Genomic DNA, 14,957 nt, shown 5'->3' with positions numbered 1-14,957 from the left:
CCTAAAACAATTCATTAATTACCTAGTGTTAACTCTTGTACAGGTTCGCCATTCCTATTTAAAATTCGAATAACGTCAGGCTGCACTTGAAGGAACACATAATTTGGATCCATTGGTCCTTCAAACCATTGTTGAAACGACTCGTTCCAAAACTGCTTTTTTAATGTTTCAGAATTATTAATAGAGCAAGTTCCAGCTATTTCCACATAAGAATCGCTTTGTCCCTTTTCTTCATAACCTAACAATACAGAAACATGAGGATTTTTTTCTATCTCATCTATCTTTTCTGTATCCATTTGAGTGGGCGAGTACAAAGTTAAATTTTCATGATAAAATGTCATATACCGTGAATGAGGTTTATTATTTTCCACAGATGAAAGTACTCCTGTTCGATGACCTGAAATAATGTTAATAACTTGATTCTTTAAATTTTGATTAGTCATATTCTGTTTTACTCCTCTAATTACGGCTATTTTATTTATGTGCTCTTACTGTTCTAAACGATTCAATTCCTGAATGCATTCTTGCACCAGGGTAACTCCTTGGCTCATGGTCGCTCCCCCGCCAAATGCAGCAGTTACGCCTACTGCTTCTAAAATTTCCTGTTCGGAACATCCTTGATCCAAGCATCCCTTTGTATGATAGATGATACAATACTCATCTTGAGCATGAAGACTAATCCCTAAAGCTATTAATTGCTTTTGTTTTTGTGTTAAGGCACCTTCCTCAAAGCAGGCTTCTGTAAAAGCATTATATCTACTTGCAAACTCAGGCATTTTTTGTGTAAAATCCCCTATCCCCTTTTTAAACGATAACAGGGTAGATTCTATTGAATTGCTAGTTTCCATTTCCAAACACTCCTTTTAATTAAGCTGTACAACAAATTTATTATAAGTAAACTTCAATCGAATTAATTATCCCTTATTCATTTCCCATAACTTCCATAAAAAGTGATACATAACTGGTGATTAGGAAGGGAAAAATGGCATTATATTCAATGTAGAAGGTGAGTGAATGGAACTGTATAATGAAAATCATGCCTATCAAGCTGGGGACATCGTTTATGTTTTTTACCGGAACCCGCATACCCAAGATGTAGCGAATATCCAAGCAGCTGCTGTTGTAAAAAATCCAGACAATTCCAATGAATTATCTTTATTTCTATACGAAAATTACTACCCTCTCTCAAATGAAGTTGCTGTATATACTACAGAAGCAGAAGCTCAAGAAGCCTACTATTATTATTATGGAGATGTTTCGGAAGGGAGATTGGAATGATTAAACCCTTCACTCCAAAGCTTGTCTATTTTGAACCGGAAGCATTAGAGTATCCCTTAGGGAAAGAACTGCTGGAGAAATTCAAAAAGATGGATGTAGAGATTCGCTATACCACTTCCCATAATCAAGTTAGAAATCTTCCTGGCGACAATGATTTTCAACGTTACCGAGTGGCAAAGTCAACGCTTGTTGTCGGCATTCGCAAAACACTCAAGTTTGATACATCTAAGCCCTCTGCCGAATATGCCATTCCTTTTGCTACCGGCTGTATGGGACATTGTCATTATTGCTATTTGCAAACAACGATGGGAAGCAAGCCATACATCCGCACCTATGTAAATGTCGAGGAAATTTTAGAAGCCGCCGATAACTATATGAAAGAACGCGCTCCAGAATTTACACGTTTCGAAGCATCCTGTACATCTGATATCGTTGGAATCGATCATTTAACCCACACGCTTAAACATGCAATTGAACACTTCGGGGAATCGGAGTACGGCAAACTGCGATTTGTCACAAAATTCCATCATGTTGACCACTTGCTTGATGCGAAGCACAATGGAAAAACCCGCTTTCGTTTTAGTGTAAATGCAGATTACGTCATCAAAAACTTCGAGCCTGGGACATCTCCTTTGGAAAAGAGAATAGAGGCTGCTGGAAAAGTCGCCAGAGCCGGCTATCCACTAGGATTTATCGTGGCACCCATTTACCTCCATGAAGGATGGGAAGAAGGCTATCTGCATATGTTTGAACGCCTAGAAGCTGAGCTGCCTCCAGAAGCAAAGAAGGATTTAACATTTGAGTTTATCCAGCACCGCTTTACAAAACCTGCTAAAAGGGTAATCCAAAAAAATTATCCAATGACTAAATTAGAGCTGGATGAAGAAAAGCGCAGATATAAATGGGGAAAATACGGAATAGGAAAATATATTTATCAAAAAGAAGAAGAAGCAGACATAAAAGATCACCTACATTCTTATATGAAAAAATTTTTCCCTGATGCTAAACTAGAGTATTTTACGTAAACAAAAAGAAAAAGGTCTTTAATTGTATGAGGCCTTTTTCTCCATTGATATTATTTTTTCGTAAAGACTTTAGCATCGCTAATCCATGTTATTCTTTCAGTATGTGGTAGCTCTACACTCCCAATCGGAAAAGGATTCCGCGATTCTGGACCATGAAAGTCACTACCTCCAGAAACAAGGAGATTAAATGCTTCTGCCATTCTCCCCCAGTAGTTTTGCTCCTTATCGGAATGTTTGGAGTGATATACTTCGATACCATCTAACCCCGAATCAATTAACTGTTGAAGCTGAAATTCATGTTTATAAATGCCTGGATGAGCTAGAAATGCAAGACCGCCAGCTTCGTGGATTAGTTTAATAGCATCCTCTGCGGAAAAACTGCCTCTTTCTTCAAAAGCAGGCTTTCCTTTTTTTAAAAGCTGTTCATATGCATCCTTACTGTTTTGAAAATATCCTGCTGATACTAGTTCATCTGCAATATGGGTTCGAACAAGTACGCCCTTTCCAACACGCGCAAGGCAATTGTTAAAGGAAATGTCGTAGCCAAGATTTCTTAATTTCTCCACTATTCCTTTTCCCCATTGAATTCTGTCCTCCACTCTCCAAGAGACATGATCTTTTAATTTAGGATGATGCGGGTCAAATTGATAGCCTAATATATGCAATTCACCTTGAGGACCATCTGTATTAAGTTCAATCCCAGGGATAACCTTTAATGCATCCTTGCTATAGGATAAAGCTTCTTCATACCCAGTTAATACATCATGATCCGTTATTGCAATAATTTCCAACCCTTTTTTGATACTATCCTCTACAATTTCTTGTGGTGTCCAAAAACCATCAGAGTAGATGGAATGTATATGCAAATCCATCATGCTTTTCCCTCCTAGTCTACCTGCTCCCTGCCAGCACAGCTCTTTCCTCTACTCCACTAAATATCCTCAAGGAAACAGCGTCTCCTGGCAGAAATCGTTTTTCAAAAACAGATCCATACACATTAATTGTCTCTTCCCCCACTTGAACGCTATAATGAATTTCATTCCCTTGAAACTGGGCAAACTGGATAATTCCTGTCATCTCTTCTTGCTCTGCCTCGCCAAGCTTCCATTGCTCAGGACGAACAGGGTAAAGATTTTGGGATTTGATCTCCTTTGAAATTCCGATGTCTTTCCAAGAAACATTAGGAAACTCCGCGGGAATAAACCGATCCTCTCCAATCCACTCTCCTTTGATCAGATTGCTCTTTCCAACAAATGTGGCAACAAATACCGACTGGGGATTATTATAGATACTTTCCGGAGTACCAATCTGCTCGATTCTTCCATTATTCATTACAACAATTCTATCAGCCATCGCCAAAGCTTCCCCTTGATCATGGGTAACATAAATTATGGTAGTTCCCAGCTTCTGGTGAATCCTACTAATCTCTCTTCTCATCTCCATACGAAGCTCCGCATCAAGTGCACTTAATGGTTCATCCATCAAAAGAAGAGATGGCTTTGGAACGATAGCACGAGCAAGTGCAACTCGCTGTTTTTGACCTCCAGAAAGTTCAGCCGGATAGCGTGTTTTCAAATGGGTAAGGCCCACCATTCCTAATGCTTCTCCAATTCTAATCTCCTGCTCCTCTTTGCCATTTGTTCTGCCAAACCGATGATGCTTAAGAGGAAAGCGAATATGGTCTTCTACTGTCATATGCGGCCATAATGCAAAGGATTGAAAGACCATACTTATATTCCTTTTCTCAGGTGGAACGAGTTTACTAGAGCTTGCTGCTAACTCATTATCTATCGTAATCGTTCCTTCTGTCGGTTTCATAAACCCTGCCAAAAGCCTTAATAACGTCGTCTTTCCACATCCAGAAGGACCTAGAATAGCGATAAATTCACCATTTAGCAATTCTAAGTTAATATTATTTAAGGCTGTAAAGCTTCCATAGTTCTTTTTTAACCCATCAATACTAATCACTCTTCATCACCTTCTTCTTCCAGATTTTTTCTAATAAAACAAATAGAATGCCCATGATCAATACAGATCCCACAATTAAAGTGGAAAATGCCGTTGAGTAAGTAGTGTATCCAGCTTGCTCAAAACTAAAGATAACAACACCTATCGTTTCAGAACCGCTAGACCATAATAAACTGGACACAGTCAGCTCTGTAAGAGCAGTCAGAAACACAAGAGCAGCTCCGCTTAATATACCAGGCATTAGCAAGGGAAAAAGGATGCTTCTCCATTTAGCTAATGCTTTTGCCCCTGAAATTCTTGCTGCTTCCTCCACAGAAGAATCAATTTGCGAAAAAGCAGTCAGGCTTCCTCTCATCTGTAGTACCGTAAAGCGAGTGATATAAGCAATAAGCAAAATCCATATCGTGCCGTAAATTCCTGGCTGAAAGCCTGGCACTGGCTGCAGCCACATCAATATAATTGCTAATGCAAATACCGTTCCTGGCAAAGCATAAGGAATGGTTACAATAATTTCTGAGACCTTCACTAAAACAGATGGCTTTTTAAAACGAAGATAAGCAATAATTGTTCCAATTACCATACAAATCAGCATGGTCACCAAGGCAAGCGTTACGCTGTTTCCTATCGCAGCGCCTGTTTTACCATCCTCAAATAATAGATACGAATAGTTTTTTAAAGAAAGATTTTCCAAAGCAAGAGATAATCCATATGCCTTGATAAAGGATGTAGAAGCCATAACGACTAATGGCAAAAGTGTCGTGAGCAACAGGAACATCCAGAGCACTATTTCCACTGCATTTCGCAAGCCCCTTGGGAGAAAATACCTTGGCTCTATATCTCGTGCTGCTGTTTCACTTACATTGCTTTTTCTTATAATTGCCCATTGGAGGACTGTCCCAATTAAAGCAATTACACCAAGAATAACGGAAAGAACAGCAGCTCTTGCAAAGGCAGATGGTCCATATCCAATAATCTGTTCGTAAATATACGTACTCAAAACACGGATATTTGCTGGTATACCAAGAAAAGCCGGAATGCCGAAATTATCAATATTAGATAAAAACGCAAGAATACCACCACTCGCAATTCCCGGAAGCGCCATTGGAAAAATTACTTTTCGAAAGACAACTCCCCCAGATGCCCCAGAAGTATTGGCGGCATATTTCAGTTCCCTTGGTATCCTGCGAAATACTTCCACACTCATCAAATAAACAAGGGGATAATGGGAAAGCCCAAGAACAAAAATGATTCCTCCCATACTGTACAAATTAACTGATTGATGGAAAAGAAATTGGATAGGTCCATTTCCTCCAAAGAACTGTACCCACGCAAGGGTTGAGATATACGATGGTATCAAAAAGGGTAAAAAGATAAGTAATTGCAGCCACTTTTTTGCCCTAATATTCAAATATGCCATGGTAAATGCAAGCCCTACTCCTAAAACAAGGGAAAGCAATGTACTTGAGACCGTAATGATAACAGTATTTTGAATCGTCTTCCACGTAGCCCTTTCTACCAATACTTCCTGATAAAGCTCCAGACTAATTCCTTCTCCAGAGGATATGCTCAGCCAGACAAGACGCCAAACAGGAAGTAAAAAAACAAAGATAAGCAGCAAAAATCCAAGAATCCCCCACCACTTACGGGAAAGATAAGAAAAGGAGAGCGGAAATAATGCTTCCGTCTTCCTTTCAGCGCTCTGAATAGATGAGTTCATTATGTCCACTCCTTCATAAATAGTGTTCTATTCACTGATTACCGTTTCAAATTCCTTCTTATCACCGTCTCTGGCACGATATAATTCTTGCACATCAGTAGAAAGGACTTTCATTTCATCTATCGTTTTAAGTCCCTCAGGAGCTTCAACCCCTTTGCGAATTGGTGTATATCCAAGCTCGGCAGCAAGCTTTTGTCCTTCCTCGGATAGAACGAAATCAACAAAGGCTTGTGCTGCATCTACATTGTCTGCGTCCTTCATAATTCCTATTGGTTCAGTGATAACAGGCACCCCTTCTTCAGGATAAATTAGCTCCACTGGAGATCCTTCTGCTTTCGCGCGTGTAACTAGATAATCTACAACCATCCCATAGTCTTTTTCTCCACCAGCAACACCTTTAAGTACATCGCCATTCCCTTTTGTAACCGTTACATCATTTGCAGCAATATTTTTGTAAAAGTCCCATCCTAATTTATCTTGGCGAGTAAACACTCCTAAATTATAGGCAGCAGCACCGGAATATAATGGACTTGGCATAATAATTTTCCCTTTTGCTTCTTTAGAAGTAAGGACATTCCAGCTTGTTGGCAATTTTTTTACTTTTTGCGTGTTTACAACTAATCCAGTTGCCATGACCTTCGTTCCATAGTAAGTATGATCTGGATCAACAAGCTCAGCAGGAATTTCAGCAGCTTCTTTTGATTCATATGCTTTGAGCATATCCTCTTCTTTTAAACTTTCAAATGTTACTGCATCTGCTACCAATAGAACATCTGCTTGAATCTTGCCAGCCATTTTTTCCGCTTTAATTTTTGAAATGACTTCCTCTGTTCCTGAACGGAATGTTTCTACCTTTACATCAGGATATTTAGCTTGAAATCCTTCTACTAATTTAGCAGCATCTGCATCGGGCTGTGAGGTATAAAAATGAAGGGATCCCTCTAGCTTCGATTCTGATGAACCTGTATCTTTAGAGGCATTACTGGGCTCACTGCTTTCCTTACTGCCACAGCCTGCTGTAAAAACCATCAGTATTCCAAACATTAATACAAGCATCCACTTACGCATAATCTATTTCCTCCTCATCTGTACTAGCAATATTTAAATGAGCAAACCAACGTTCAATTTGTTCTTTTTTTCTTCTATGAAATGTTCTAAACTCGATTGGCGATATGGTCACATAGCCTGTTCTCAACAAAGTGTAATCACTATCTGCTTTAAGGTCCTTCATATTATGAAGCTGATCCTTCAGCCAGTAGTACACTTGTCCATGCGGATCATTCAGTCCAACATATGAATACCTGGCAACATCCATATCTAGAGGAACAATACGAACTCCCTTATAAACTTCCCTCGAGAGGTATGGTAAGTTCACATTCAGAAAGACTCCCTTTGGAATCTTGTTTTGCAGAAGTACTTCCACAATAGGATAAAGCAGCTTTTTCACTTTTTCATAATTGATATCTATATCAGAAAAAGCGTTTAACGATACTGCTACAGCTGGAATGCCATAAAGCAGCCCTTCCACCGCTCCAGCCATGGTGCCTGAGTAATAAAGATCACGCCCTAAATTTGGCCCAAGATTTATCCCTGAAATAACAAAGTCTGGCGGCTCTTTCATCAGCACTTCTATTCCAAGCTTGACGCAATCTGCCGGAGTTCCATTAACAGCCCAGCAGCCTTTTACACCAGGAAAAAGCGGGAGTGGTTTTGCTTTTAAAGGAACTCTTAATGTTATCGAATGACTGACAGCACTTCTTTCCTGATCTGGGCAGGACACATAAACATCTGCAAAATGCTGAAGCACTTCAACTAGTGCCTGGAGACCTGGAGCAAAAATACCATCATCGTTTGTTACGAGCACTTTCATTGTGGTACCTCCTTCATCATTGCCAGGCTTTTTAAATAATGAAGATTATGATTCCACCAGTTCAAGCTTTCTGATGCATCAAAGCCCTCTACTACAACTGGAAGATCATTGATCGATATAAATTCTTTCAGCATATTTCTATCAAGAATACCCGTACCAAGAGGAACATGCAGCTGCCCCCGAGAATTGTCACTAATATGAATTTTGTCCACATTTATTAACTGAGCAAAGGCTTGCTGTGGAGTTCCTTCTGAAATATGAGCAACGTCAAAGGTTGTTTTCAGTTCCGGCAAGAAGCCCGCGATCAGTCGATTCATTGTTTCTGGAGTTGTCACGAATTCCTTTGCCTTTACCTCCATCAATTCTATGCTTAAGGTTTTCTTGTACCGCTTTGCTGTTTCGATTAATGTCAAAATAGATTCCATCATGAAAGATTCATATATTTCCTGTTTTATCTGCGGAAGTGTCAACCTCCCCGGATGAAACGTTATCGAGTCTGCCCCTATCTCATCTGCTAACTTAATAGAATTCTGGATCTGCTTTACAGAGCCTTCTCTTATTTCTTTTTCTAAAGAACTAATATTTAAGTCCCAACTCGCCGCATGCATGGTTAGGTTGATAGACTGATTCCGATTCGCTTCACGAATTTTGTTTGGATCTGTACCATGAAACCATACATGTTCTGCCCAAATTTCTAATCCTGATAACCCGCTCTGCTTAGCAAGCTGGACCACTTGATCTACCGGATAAGCCCAAGCTAGTGTGGACGCAAAATGCATAAAAGTACCTCACTCCTTTTGATTACTTTAATTTCTCTATTAATTTAAATTTTAGAAAATAAATATAAAGCTACATTAGGGAGTAGTGTAAAGAAATCATTAAATAAAATTCTGATTATTTAAGCTGAAGGGATTGATTTTACAGGAAAAAAGCGAGCTTTTGTAAAAGAAGCGTAAATTATTTACATTTGATTAAAATACATGGCGATTTAAAAAGGAGAAAGTTAAGTTAGTTTGAAAAGACCTTGGAAGATTGCTAACAGCTAAGTAAAAGCAAATTATACTAAAGACAAAATGCCTCTCCGAATAGGAGTTGCTCCAGTTTGTTTGTTTTTCTCTATTCCCTTTTTCCTCTGCTTCTCTTCCTTTTGGGCACAGAGGATGTCTCTCCATTTCCTTTGCCTTTATTTCTGTTATCTTCCATATTAAAAATAAATAAAATCAGGGAGTGTGCTTTGTAAATGTGGATTTTGTTCGAGGTTAACAAAACTTATTGATTTCATTATTCGTATAGGAAAGTAAAAATAGCGAATGGTATTGATAACGATGTTTAAATCTGAATTAGTAAATTTAGTTTTGAAATTTGTTTGTTATGTTCTATTTATGCTTTTTATTCTCTTTAGTTTTGTTGATTATTGGTTGAAAATTGCTTTTGTTGTTCTTATTATCCCTCTATGGGTAATTACGGATGTTATACAATATAGGAAAAAGAAAGAAACCCATGAATTTTAAAACGACAAACGGCTTATAATTTGTAAAATAAAAATGCCTACCACCACTGGCAAATCGAACAATCCGATTCTACCAGGAGTAGAGGCATTTTTTCTAATTTATAATTTCATTAAACATTGGCCCACATTCCAACACTTTTAATTTTCTTATATTCAGGCTGCCAAACTGCATCGATCACAGCCTTTGTTACATCCGTAATCTCGGCTCTTGCAATTCCTTCCTCTATAGCCGCTTTTGCGACTTCCACTGCCACATAGATAGAGACATCATGTAATTTCTCAATCGAAGGAAGTAACGATGCCCCTGGTTGGTTCGTTTCACACATTTCGGCGACCGCATTAGCAGCTGCAGCAAACATTCCTTTGGAAATAATTTGCGCTTTTGCAACAATAGCACCAAGTCCCAAACCTGGGAAGACAAATGCATTATTCGACTGCCCAATTTCATAGGAAACACCATTATATTCTACATCAGCAAACGGACTTCCTGTTGCAATTAATGCTTTTCCATCCGTCCATTTAATCAAGTTTTCCGGCATAGCCTCAGCCAGATTAGTAGGATTGGACATCGGCATAATAATAGGACGTTCAACATGCTTTGCCATTTCTTTCACGATTTCTTCCGTAAAAGCACCCGCTTGGCCAGAAGTACCAATTAAGATGGTTGGCTTCACCCTTTTAACTACTTCCATTAAGGAAATGATTCCATCTTCATTTCGATTCCAATGCTTAACTTCTTCTGCTTTTCTTACATAAGGCATTTGAAATTTCAAAACACCTGGTGTTTCATCTGTCAGTAATCCTCGATAGTCAATTGCAAAGAAACGGTCATAGGCTTCTTCTTTAGTAAGTCCCTCTAGAGCCATTGTATCAACCATTTGGTCCGCATTACCGATTCCAGCAGCACCCGGACCAAAGACAACAATGCGCTGATCCTTCAATGCTCCACCTGTGACTTTTAATGCAGACATAATCGCTGCAAGCGTTACAGCACCTGTTCCTTGAATGTCATCATTAAAGGTAAGAATTTTGTCCCCATATTTATCCAAAATATTGCGGGCGTTCACATTGCCAAGATCCTCCCAATGAAGAAGCACTTCTGGGAAAAACCTTCTTGCAGTATCAATGAATAAATCAATGAATTGATCATAACGTTCCCCACGAACACGGGCAAACTTGTTACCAATATAAATAGGGTCGTCAATTAAAGACTGATTATTTGTACCAACATCTAGTACAACCGGCAGAACTCGGCTAGGATCAATACCAGCAGCTGCTGTATATACCGCTAGTTTTCCTATTGCAATATTAATACCACCTACTCCTTGATCTCCAATTCCAAGGATACTTTCCGAATCAGTGACAACAATTAAATCTATATCATTTTTGGCTTTTCCTAGATTACGAAACGCCTTTTCCACCCCTTCCAAATGATCAATGGAAAGATATAATCCTTCTGGACGATGATAGCTATGAGAGTAAGACTGGATAGCATCACCGACAGTCGGGGTATAAACGATTGGCAGCATTTCTGCAAGATGTTCTTTTAAAAGTCGGTAATATAGAACGACATTGCGATTATATAAATCATTCAGTAAGCCGTTTTTGAAAAGATTAGTGGTCCTCATCAAATATTGCTCATAGACTCTGTTTACTTGTTCATCAAGCGTAAGTACTTGTGGCGGTAACAGACCGTCTAGACCAAGGTCTTCTCTTTCCTCTTTCGTAAAAGCTACTCCTTTATTTAAAAAGGGATTAGAGAGAATTTCTTTTCCTTTTAACGTTGTGATAATTACATTATCTGACACAGTCATTGTGGGTAATCCTTCTTTCTATTTAAAATATGATTAAAAGATCGCTTTTTTTATTCCTATGTTATTACTGTTTGTACTTTCTCACTAGGTTATTTAACTTAAATTCATTATTTTGTAACTAAATAATGCAGTACTCGTTTTTATCTGTCATGCTGCACTCGCCATCGACTTTTTGGTCTTCTTTCTTTGCGACCTTTTAAATACATAGCTAACAATAATCGGACAGATAATGGCAGATACAACACATGCTGCTGCAACTTGAGCAGTAGCTGCTGGGGCTATTGAAGATAAGGTCGGATCTGCGGCTGCAACCACAGCTGGTGTAGCGACAGCATTCCCAGCAGTAGAGCCTGTTGCTAAGCCAACAATTGGATTTTCTTTAAATAATTTCAAAAGAAGATAAGCTCCAATTCCTGTAAACGCAGCTATTAATCCTAGTAATAACCCTGGCCCTCCTGCTTCTACAATGGTTCTAAGATCCATTCCTGCTCCTAATGGGAAAGAAAAGAATGGAATTAATAATAATTTACTGCTACCAAGAAACTTTCTCATGTCTGGATCAATATTTCCCAAGATCATTCCAATCAAAATTGGGATTAAGACACCTACAAGTGCCTGAAAAGGAATGGCTGCAAGACCGGATGCTCCTAGTGCAACTAGCGTGAAAAATGGTCCGTCTTTTAAAGAAAATAATGCATATGCTCCTACATCTGTTTCATCACCATAAGAAGAAGCAAGCGATGCATATAATCCTCCATTCGCATTTAATAGGGCTGCAAGAATTGCCAATGGCGATAACCCTAATATTCCAGCAGGTCCAAATAGCATGGCGACTGCAATCCCTATCCCCGCACCTACTATAAATTTACCTGTTAGTAAGATGGCACCCTTTTTGATTGCCTTTGGGGCAAGTTTGAAATTAATTTGTGAACCAATCAGAAACATAAATAATGCAAGAATGGTGGATGATGCTTCCTTGCTGAATAAAGCTGTTGTAAAATGACCAATTTCTAAAAATTGCGGGAAAAATGTGTTCGTTAATACCCCTAAAAATAACGGTACAACCATCATACCACCTGGAATTTTATCAAGCGTCTTCTTAATTGGAATATGCATTTTAATCCTCCTAACAAAGTTTTTACTCCCTATTGACTTCATTCGAGCCTCTATCAATACGTTTGAGATTGTTAAGCCCAAAACGTTTTGTTTTTTACAAGTTCATCTTACTCTCCAGTTAAACGCTTTCATAGTTTGTGAAAGTTTAATAATTCTTTTTGTAAATAAAAAAAGTAAGCAGCTTTCATGCTGCTTACAAAAAGTTTTTTATTCTGTGTTCTTTTAAGCGATTATATTCATGTTGATAAACAGGTCTTCCAATCGTGCCATAGATTACCTTAACTTCCAGTATTCCTAAATCTTTTAAGAAATTTAAATACTTTCTAGCAGATACTCTTGATATACCTACTAAGTTCGCAGCATCATCGGTCGAGAAAGGTTCCTCTTTTAATTTTTGAACTGCTTCCCATACTTGTTTTAACGTATCCTTTGTTAATCCCTTCGGCAATTCTTCCACTGTCACAGATTCTTCCCTATGTAAAAGAAGCGTATCTAACTCTTGTTGACTAATGGAAGCTTGCTTATTGGTAATCCTAGCTTGCTCTAGATAAGTTGTCAGCGCTGTGTTAAATCTTTCAAACTCAAACGGCTTTATTAAATAATCGACTACACCATGTCTTAAAGCTTTCTTAATGCGCTCAAGATCGGAAGCAGCCGAAATCACGATAACATCAATAGCAAGATCATTTTTTCGAAGATAAGCTAATAGCTCCAGCCCAATCTTTCCAGGCATAAAAATATCTAAAAGGATAAGCTCTATTTTTTCTTTTTTTAATAAAGTAATCGCATCATCTACTGAATTGGCGGTTGCAGTTAAATGAAACCCATTGATTTGAGAAAGATATCGTTTATTAATTTCTGCTACCATTGGGTCATCTTCTACAATCATCACATTAATCATTTTATTCATCCTCTGCTTTATATGGTATATATACGGCAAAAGTGGTGCCCTTCCCAGGCTTGGACGAAATAATAAGCTCCCCCTCCAGCCTTTCAATCGCCATTACTAATAAGTACAATCCAAATCCTCGATTATTTCCTTTAGTAGAGAAGCCTTTATCTAACACTTTATTTTGAAGTGCATTTGTCATTCCTATTCCAGTATCTTTCACTTCGATCGTTAAAATTTCTTCTGCATAATCCAAGGTGAGATCTATCTTTTTGTTTATGCTGTCTACCATTGCCTCTATTGCATTATCAAAGATATTTCCGATAATCGTAATTAGTTCATTTGTAATCTCCGGGTCTGCTGGTTTTGGAAGGATATTTTCACAATCAAAGGAAAGGGAAACGCCTGATTCTCTAGCAAAGCTTAGCTTACCAATCAAAAATCCAGCAAGTACAGGATCTTGAACCTTCTTCGTAACAAAGCCTACCTCTGTTTCCCGATGATTAACCGTTTCACTTACATAATTAGCAAGGGTTTCATATTGTTCCGTACGAACTAAACCAAGGATAACATGGAGTTTATTCATAAACTCATGCGCCTGAGCACGGAGCGCATCTGCATAATTGCGCACCCCTGTCAGCTGCTCAGCTAATTGTTGAACCTCTGTTTTATCACGGAATGTGGCAATAGCCCCAACTACTTGATTTTCTACCACTACAGGAACTCTATTTACCAAAATGGTTACCCCATGCAAGTTCTGCTCTTGATCCAAATCCATTTCACCAGATTTTATGATGCGTGTTAACCGAGTTTCTGGTAAATAATCTTCAATGTTCCTTCCAATAGCATCCTCCCCAATGCCTGCTTTTTGAAAAAGCTTACTAGCTGCTTTGTTCACAAGCGTGATTTTTCCCTCCTGATCAATGGCTATAATTCCTTCACGCACAGACTGCAGCATCGAGCTACGCTCTTCCAAAAGCTTAGCAATAGCAAAGGGTTCAAGCCCTAACAGAATTTTCTTGAAATACCTCGCCAGCACGACAGCCCCTATTATGCCGATGAGAATTCCTATTAAAGTCCCTATTCCAATTCCCATCCGTCCTTTGTGGACAGCTTCTGTTACACTCTTTAAAGAAATTCCTACTGCCACTGCACCAATTTGCTCTTCCTCAGCGTTTTTTATTGGCGTAAATGCCCGCATCGATTTTCCAAGAGTTCCTTTGGAAATAGAAACATATTCCTTTCCATTAAGTACGGGGCCTTCATCTCCTCCGCTAAAATGCTTTCCAACTTTACTAGCTTCCGGATGGGATAGACGGTTTCCGTTCATATCCATCACCACAACAAAGTTCACATTCGTCTGGGTTTTAATTTGATTGGCAAATACTTGGACATCTTCCTCATTCTCTCGACCTTCAAGAACTCCTATTACTTGCGGAGTTATCGCCATCATCCTCGCAACATCCAGTGCCTTCTCTTTCTGTGTTTCTTCCACGCTGGAGGTAATGCTATTACTGATAATCAAATCCGTAATTCCAAGGGAGAAAGCAACAACAATACATACAAAAATAATAATGATAGCTTGTAAACTGAATTTGCCTTTTTTCATATTCTCCTCCAAGGGGTTATAGGGTTAATTGTTATCGTAGTACTTAAATAAAAAACTGCTCATTCTAAAGAGACAAAAACAGACTCCATTCTCTATCATAAATGGCAAAACAGCATTAAGGAGAAATAATCAGCATATAATATAGACTACTATTTAATAAA

The 14,957-nt window shown here is 38.6% G+C and carries 14 protein-coding genes; 2 read left to right on the top strand and 12 right to left on the bottom strand.

The window, feature by feature from the left end; all coding sequences use genetic code 11:
* Positions 1 to 14: 14 nt before the first annotated feature.
* Positions 15 to 443, bottom strand: a complete 429-nt coding sequence (locus tag NST77_RS23600) for a pyridoxamine 5'-phosphate oxidase family protein (RefSeq protein WP_123258820.1) — start codon at positions 441 to 443, stop codon at positions 15 to 17.
* 45 nt (positions 444 to 488) lie between these two features.
* A complete protein-coding gene (locus tag NST77_RS23595) occupies positions 489 to 854 on the bottom strand; it encodes a carboxymuconolactone decarboxylase family protein (RefSeq protein ID WP_275068564.1) in 366 nt (121 codons plus the stop codon).
* Positions 855 to 1,014: 160 nt separating this feature from the next.
* Here NST77_RS23595 and NST77_RS23590 point away from each other — a divergent pair, with 160 nt between their 5' ends.
* Together NST77_RS23590 and splB are read left to right on the top strand one after the other, a co-directional pair.
* Entirely contained in the window at positions 1,015 to 1,278 is a 264-nt protein-coding gene (locus tag NST77_RS23590; RefSeq protein WP_123258819.1) for a transcriptional regulator SplA domain-containing protein, read from the top strand.
* Entirely contained in the window at positions 1,275 to 2,303 is a 1,029-nt protein-coding gene (gene splB, locus NST77_RS23585; protein WP_123258818.1) for a spore photoproduct lyase, read from the top strand. Before NST77_RS23590 ends, splB begins: the two co-directional genes overlap by 4 nt.
* Before the next feature lie 50 nt (positions 2,304 to 2,353).
* Here splB and NST77_RS23580 read toward each other — a convergent pair whose 3' ends face one another.
* From NST77_RS23580 to dcuS, 10 genes are all read right to left on the bottom strand, one after another.
* Complete coding sequence (locus NST77_RS23580) at positions 2,354 to 3,178, bottom strand: PHP domain-containing protein (protein WP_123260034.1); 825 nt, start codon at positions 3,176 to 3,178, stop codon at positions 2,354 to 2,356.
* 16 nt (positions 3,179 to 3,194) lie between these two features.
* The gene (locus NST77_RS23575) at positions 3,195 to 4,271 is read right to left on the bottom strand and encodes an ABC transporter ATP-binding protein (RefSeq protein ID WP_341123665.1); all 1,077 of its coding nucleotides are present in this window, start codon (positions 4,269 to 4,271) and stop codon (positions 3,195 to 3,197) included.
* Positions 4,264 to 5,988 (bottom strand): ABC transporter permease subunit, encoded by a 1,725-nt coding sequence (locus NST77_RS23570; protein WP_163187750.1) that lies wholly within the window; start codon positions 5,986 to 5,988, stop codon positions 4,264 to 4,266. The genes NST77_RS23575 and NST77_RS23570 overlap by 8 nt, the downstream gene beginning before the upstream one ends.
* A 27-nt stretch (positions 5,989 to 6,015) precedes the next feature.
* The gene (locus tag NST77_RS23565; protein WP_095332975.1) at positions 6,016 to 7,056 is read right to left on the bottom strand and encodes an ABC transporter substrate-binding protein; all 1,041 of its coding nucleotides are present in this window, start codon (positions 7,054 to 7,056) and stop codon (positions 6,016 to 6,018) included.
* A complete protein-coding gene (gene surE, locus NST77_RS23560; RefSeq protein WP_095332973.1) occupies positions 7,049 to 7,858 on the bottom strand; it encodes a 5'/3'-nucleotidase SurE in 810 nt (269 codons plus the stop codon). Before surE ends, NST77_RS23565 begins: the two co-directional genes overlap by 8 nt.
* The gene (locus NST77_RS23555; RefSeq protein ID WP_123258814.1) at positions 7,855 to 8,637 is read right to left on the bottom strand and encodes a sugar phosphate isomerase/epimerase family protein; all 783 of its coding nucleotides are present in this window, start codon (positions 8,635 to 8,637) and stop codon (positions 7,855 to 7,857) included. The genes surE and NST77_RS23555 overlap by 4 nt, the downstream gene beginning before the upstream one ends.
* Positions 8,638 to 9,478: 841 nt before the next feature.
* The gene (locus NST77_RS23550) at positions 9,479 to 11,182 is read right to left on the bottom strand and encodes an NAD-dependent malic enzyme (protein WP_341123662.1); all 1,704 of its coding nucleotides are present in this window, start codon (positions 11,180 to 11,182) and stop codon (positions 9,479 to 9,481) included.
* A 147-nt stretch (positions 11,183 to 11,329) separates the two neighbouring features.
* Positions 11,330 to 12,298, bottom strand: coding sequence for a 2-keto-3-deoxygluconate permease (locus NST77_RS23545; RefSeq protein ID WP_095332966.1), 969 nt, complete (start codon positions 12,296 to 12,298; stop codon positions 11,330 to 11,332).
* Positions 12,299 to 12,491: 193 nt separating this feature from the next.
* Complete coding sequence (locus NST77_RS23540; protein WP_095332964.1) at positions 12,492 to 13,199, bottom strand: response regulator; 708 nt, start codon at positions 13,197 to 13,199, stop codon at positions 12,492 to 12,494.
* 1 nt (position 13,200) lies between these two features.
* Entirely contained in the window at positions 13,201 to 14,796 is a 1,596-nt protein-coding gene (gene dcuS / locus NST77_RS23535) for a DcuS/MalK family sensor histidine kinase (protein WP_095332962.1), read from the bottom strand.
* Positions 14,797 to 14,957 lie beyond the last annotated feature (161 nt).

Source organism: Niallia sp. FSL W8-0177 (assembly GCF_038006285.1).
Taxonomy (GTDB): domain Bacteria; phylum Bacillota; class Bacilli; order Bacillales; family Cytobacillaceae; genus Niallia; species Niallia circulans_A.
Note: the sequence above shows the minus strand (reverse complement) of the source record. Positions and strands in the feature narration are given on the sequence as shown.

Excerpts from the sequence above, each read along its gene's own strand:
- NST77_RS23600 (WP_123258820.1), bottom strand. The coding sequence starts at position 443 with ATGACTAATCAAAATTTAAAGAATCAAGTTATTAACATTATTTCAGGT.
- NST77_RS23590 (WP_123258819.1), top strand. The coding sequence starts at position 1,015 with ATGGAACTGTATAATGAAAATCATGCCTATCAAGCTGGGGACATCGTT.
- splB (WP_123258818.1), top strand. The coding sequence starts at position 1,275 with ATGATTAAACCCTTCACTCCAAAGCTTGTCTATTTTGAACCGGAAGCA.
- NST77_RS23580 (WP_123260034.1), bottom strand. The coding sequence starts at position 3,178 with ATGATGGATTTGCATATACATTCCATCTACTCTGATGGTTTTTGGACA.
- NST77_RS23570 (WP_163187750.1), bottom strand. The coding sequence starts at position 5,988 with ATGAACTCATCTATTCAGAGCGCTGAAAGGAAGACGGAAGCATTATTT.
- NST77_RS23565 (WP_095332975.1), bottom strand. The coding sequence starts at position 7,056 with ATGCGTAAGTGGATGCTTGTATTAATGTTTGGAATACTGATGGTTTTT.
- surE (WP_095332973.1), bottom strand. The coding sequence starts at position 7,858 with ATGAAAGTGCTCGTAACAAACGATGATGGTATTTTTGCTCCAGGTCTC.
- NST77_RS23555 (WP_123258814.1), bottom strand. The coding sequence starts at position 8,637 with ATGCATTTTGCGTCCACACTAGCTTGGGCTTATCCGGTAGATCAAGTG.
- NST77_RS23550 (WP_341123662.1), bottom strand. The coding sequence starts at position 11,182 with ATGACTGTGTCAGATAATGTAATTATCACAACGTTAAAAGGAAAAGAA.
- NST77_RS23545 (WP_095332966.1), bottom strand. The coding sequence starts at position 12,298 with ATGCATATTCCAATTAAGAAGACGCTTGATAAAATTCCAGGTGGTATG.
- NST77_RS23540 (WP_095332964.1), bottom strand. The coding sequence starts at position 13,199 with ATGATTAATGTGATGATTGTAGAAGATGACCCAATGGTAGCAGAAATT.
- dcuS (WP_095332962.1), bottom strand. The coding sequence starts at position 14,796 with ATGAAAAAAGGCAAATTCAGTTTACAAGCTATCATTATTATTTTTGTA.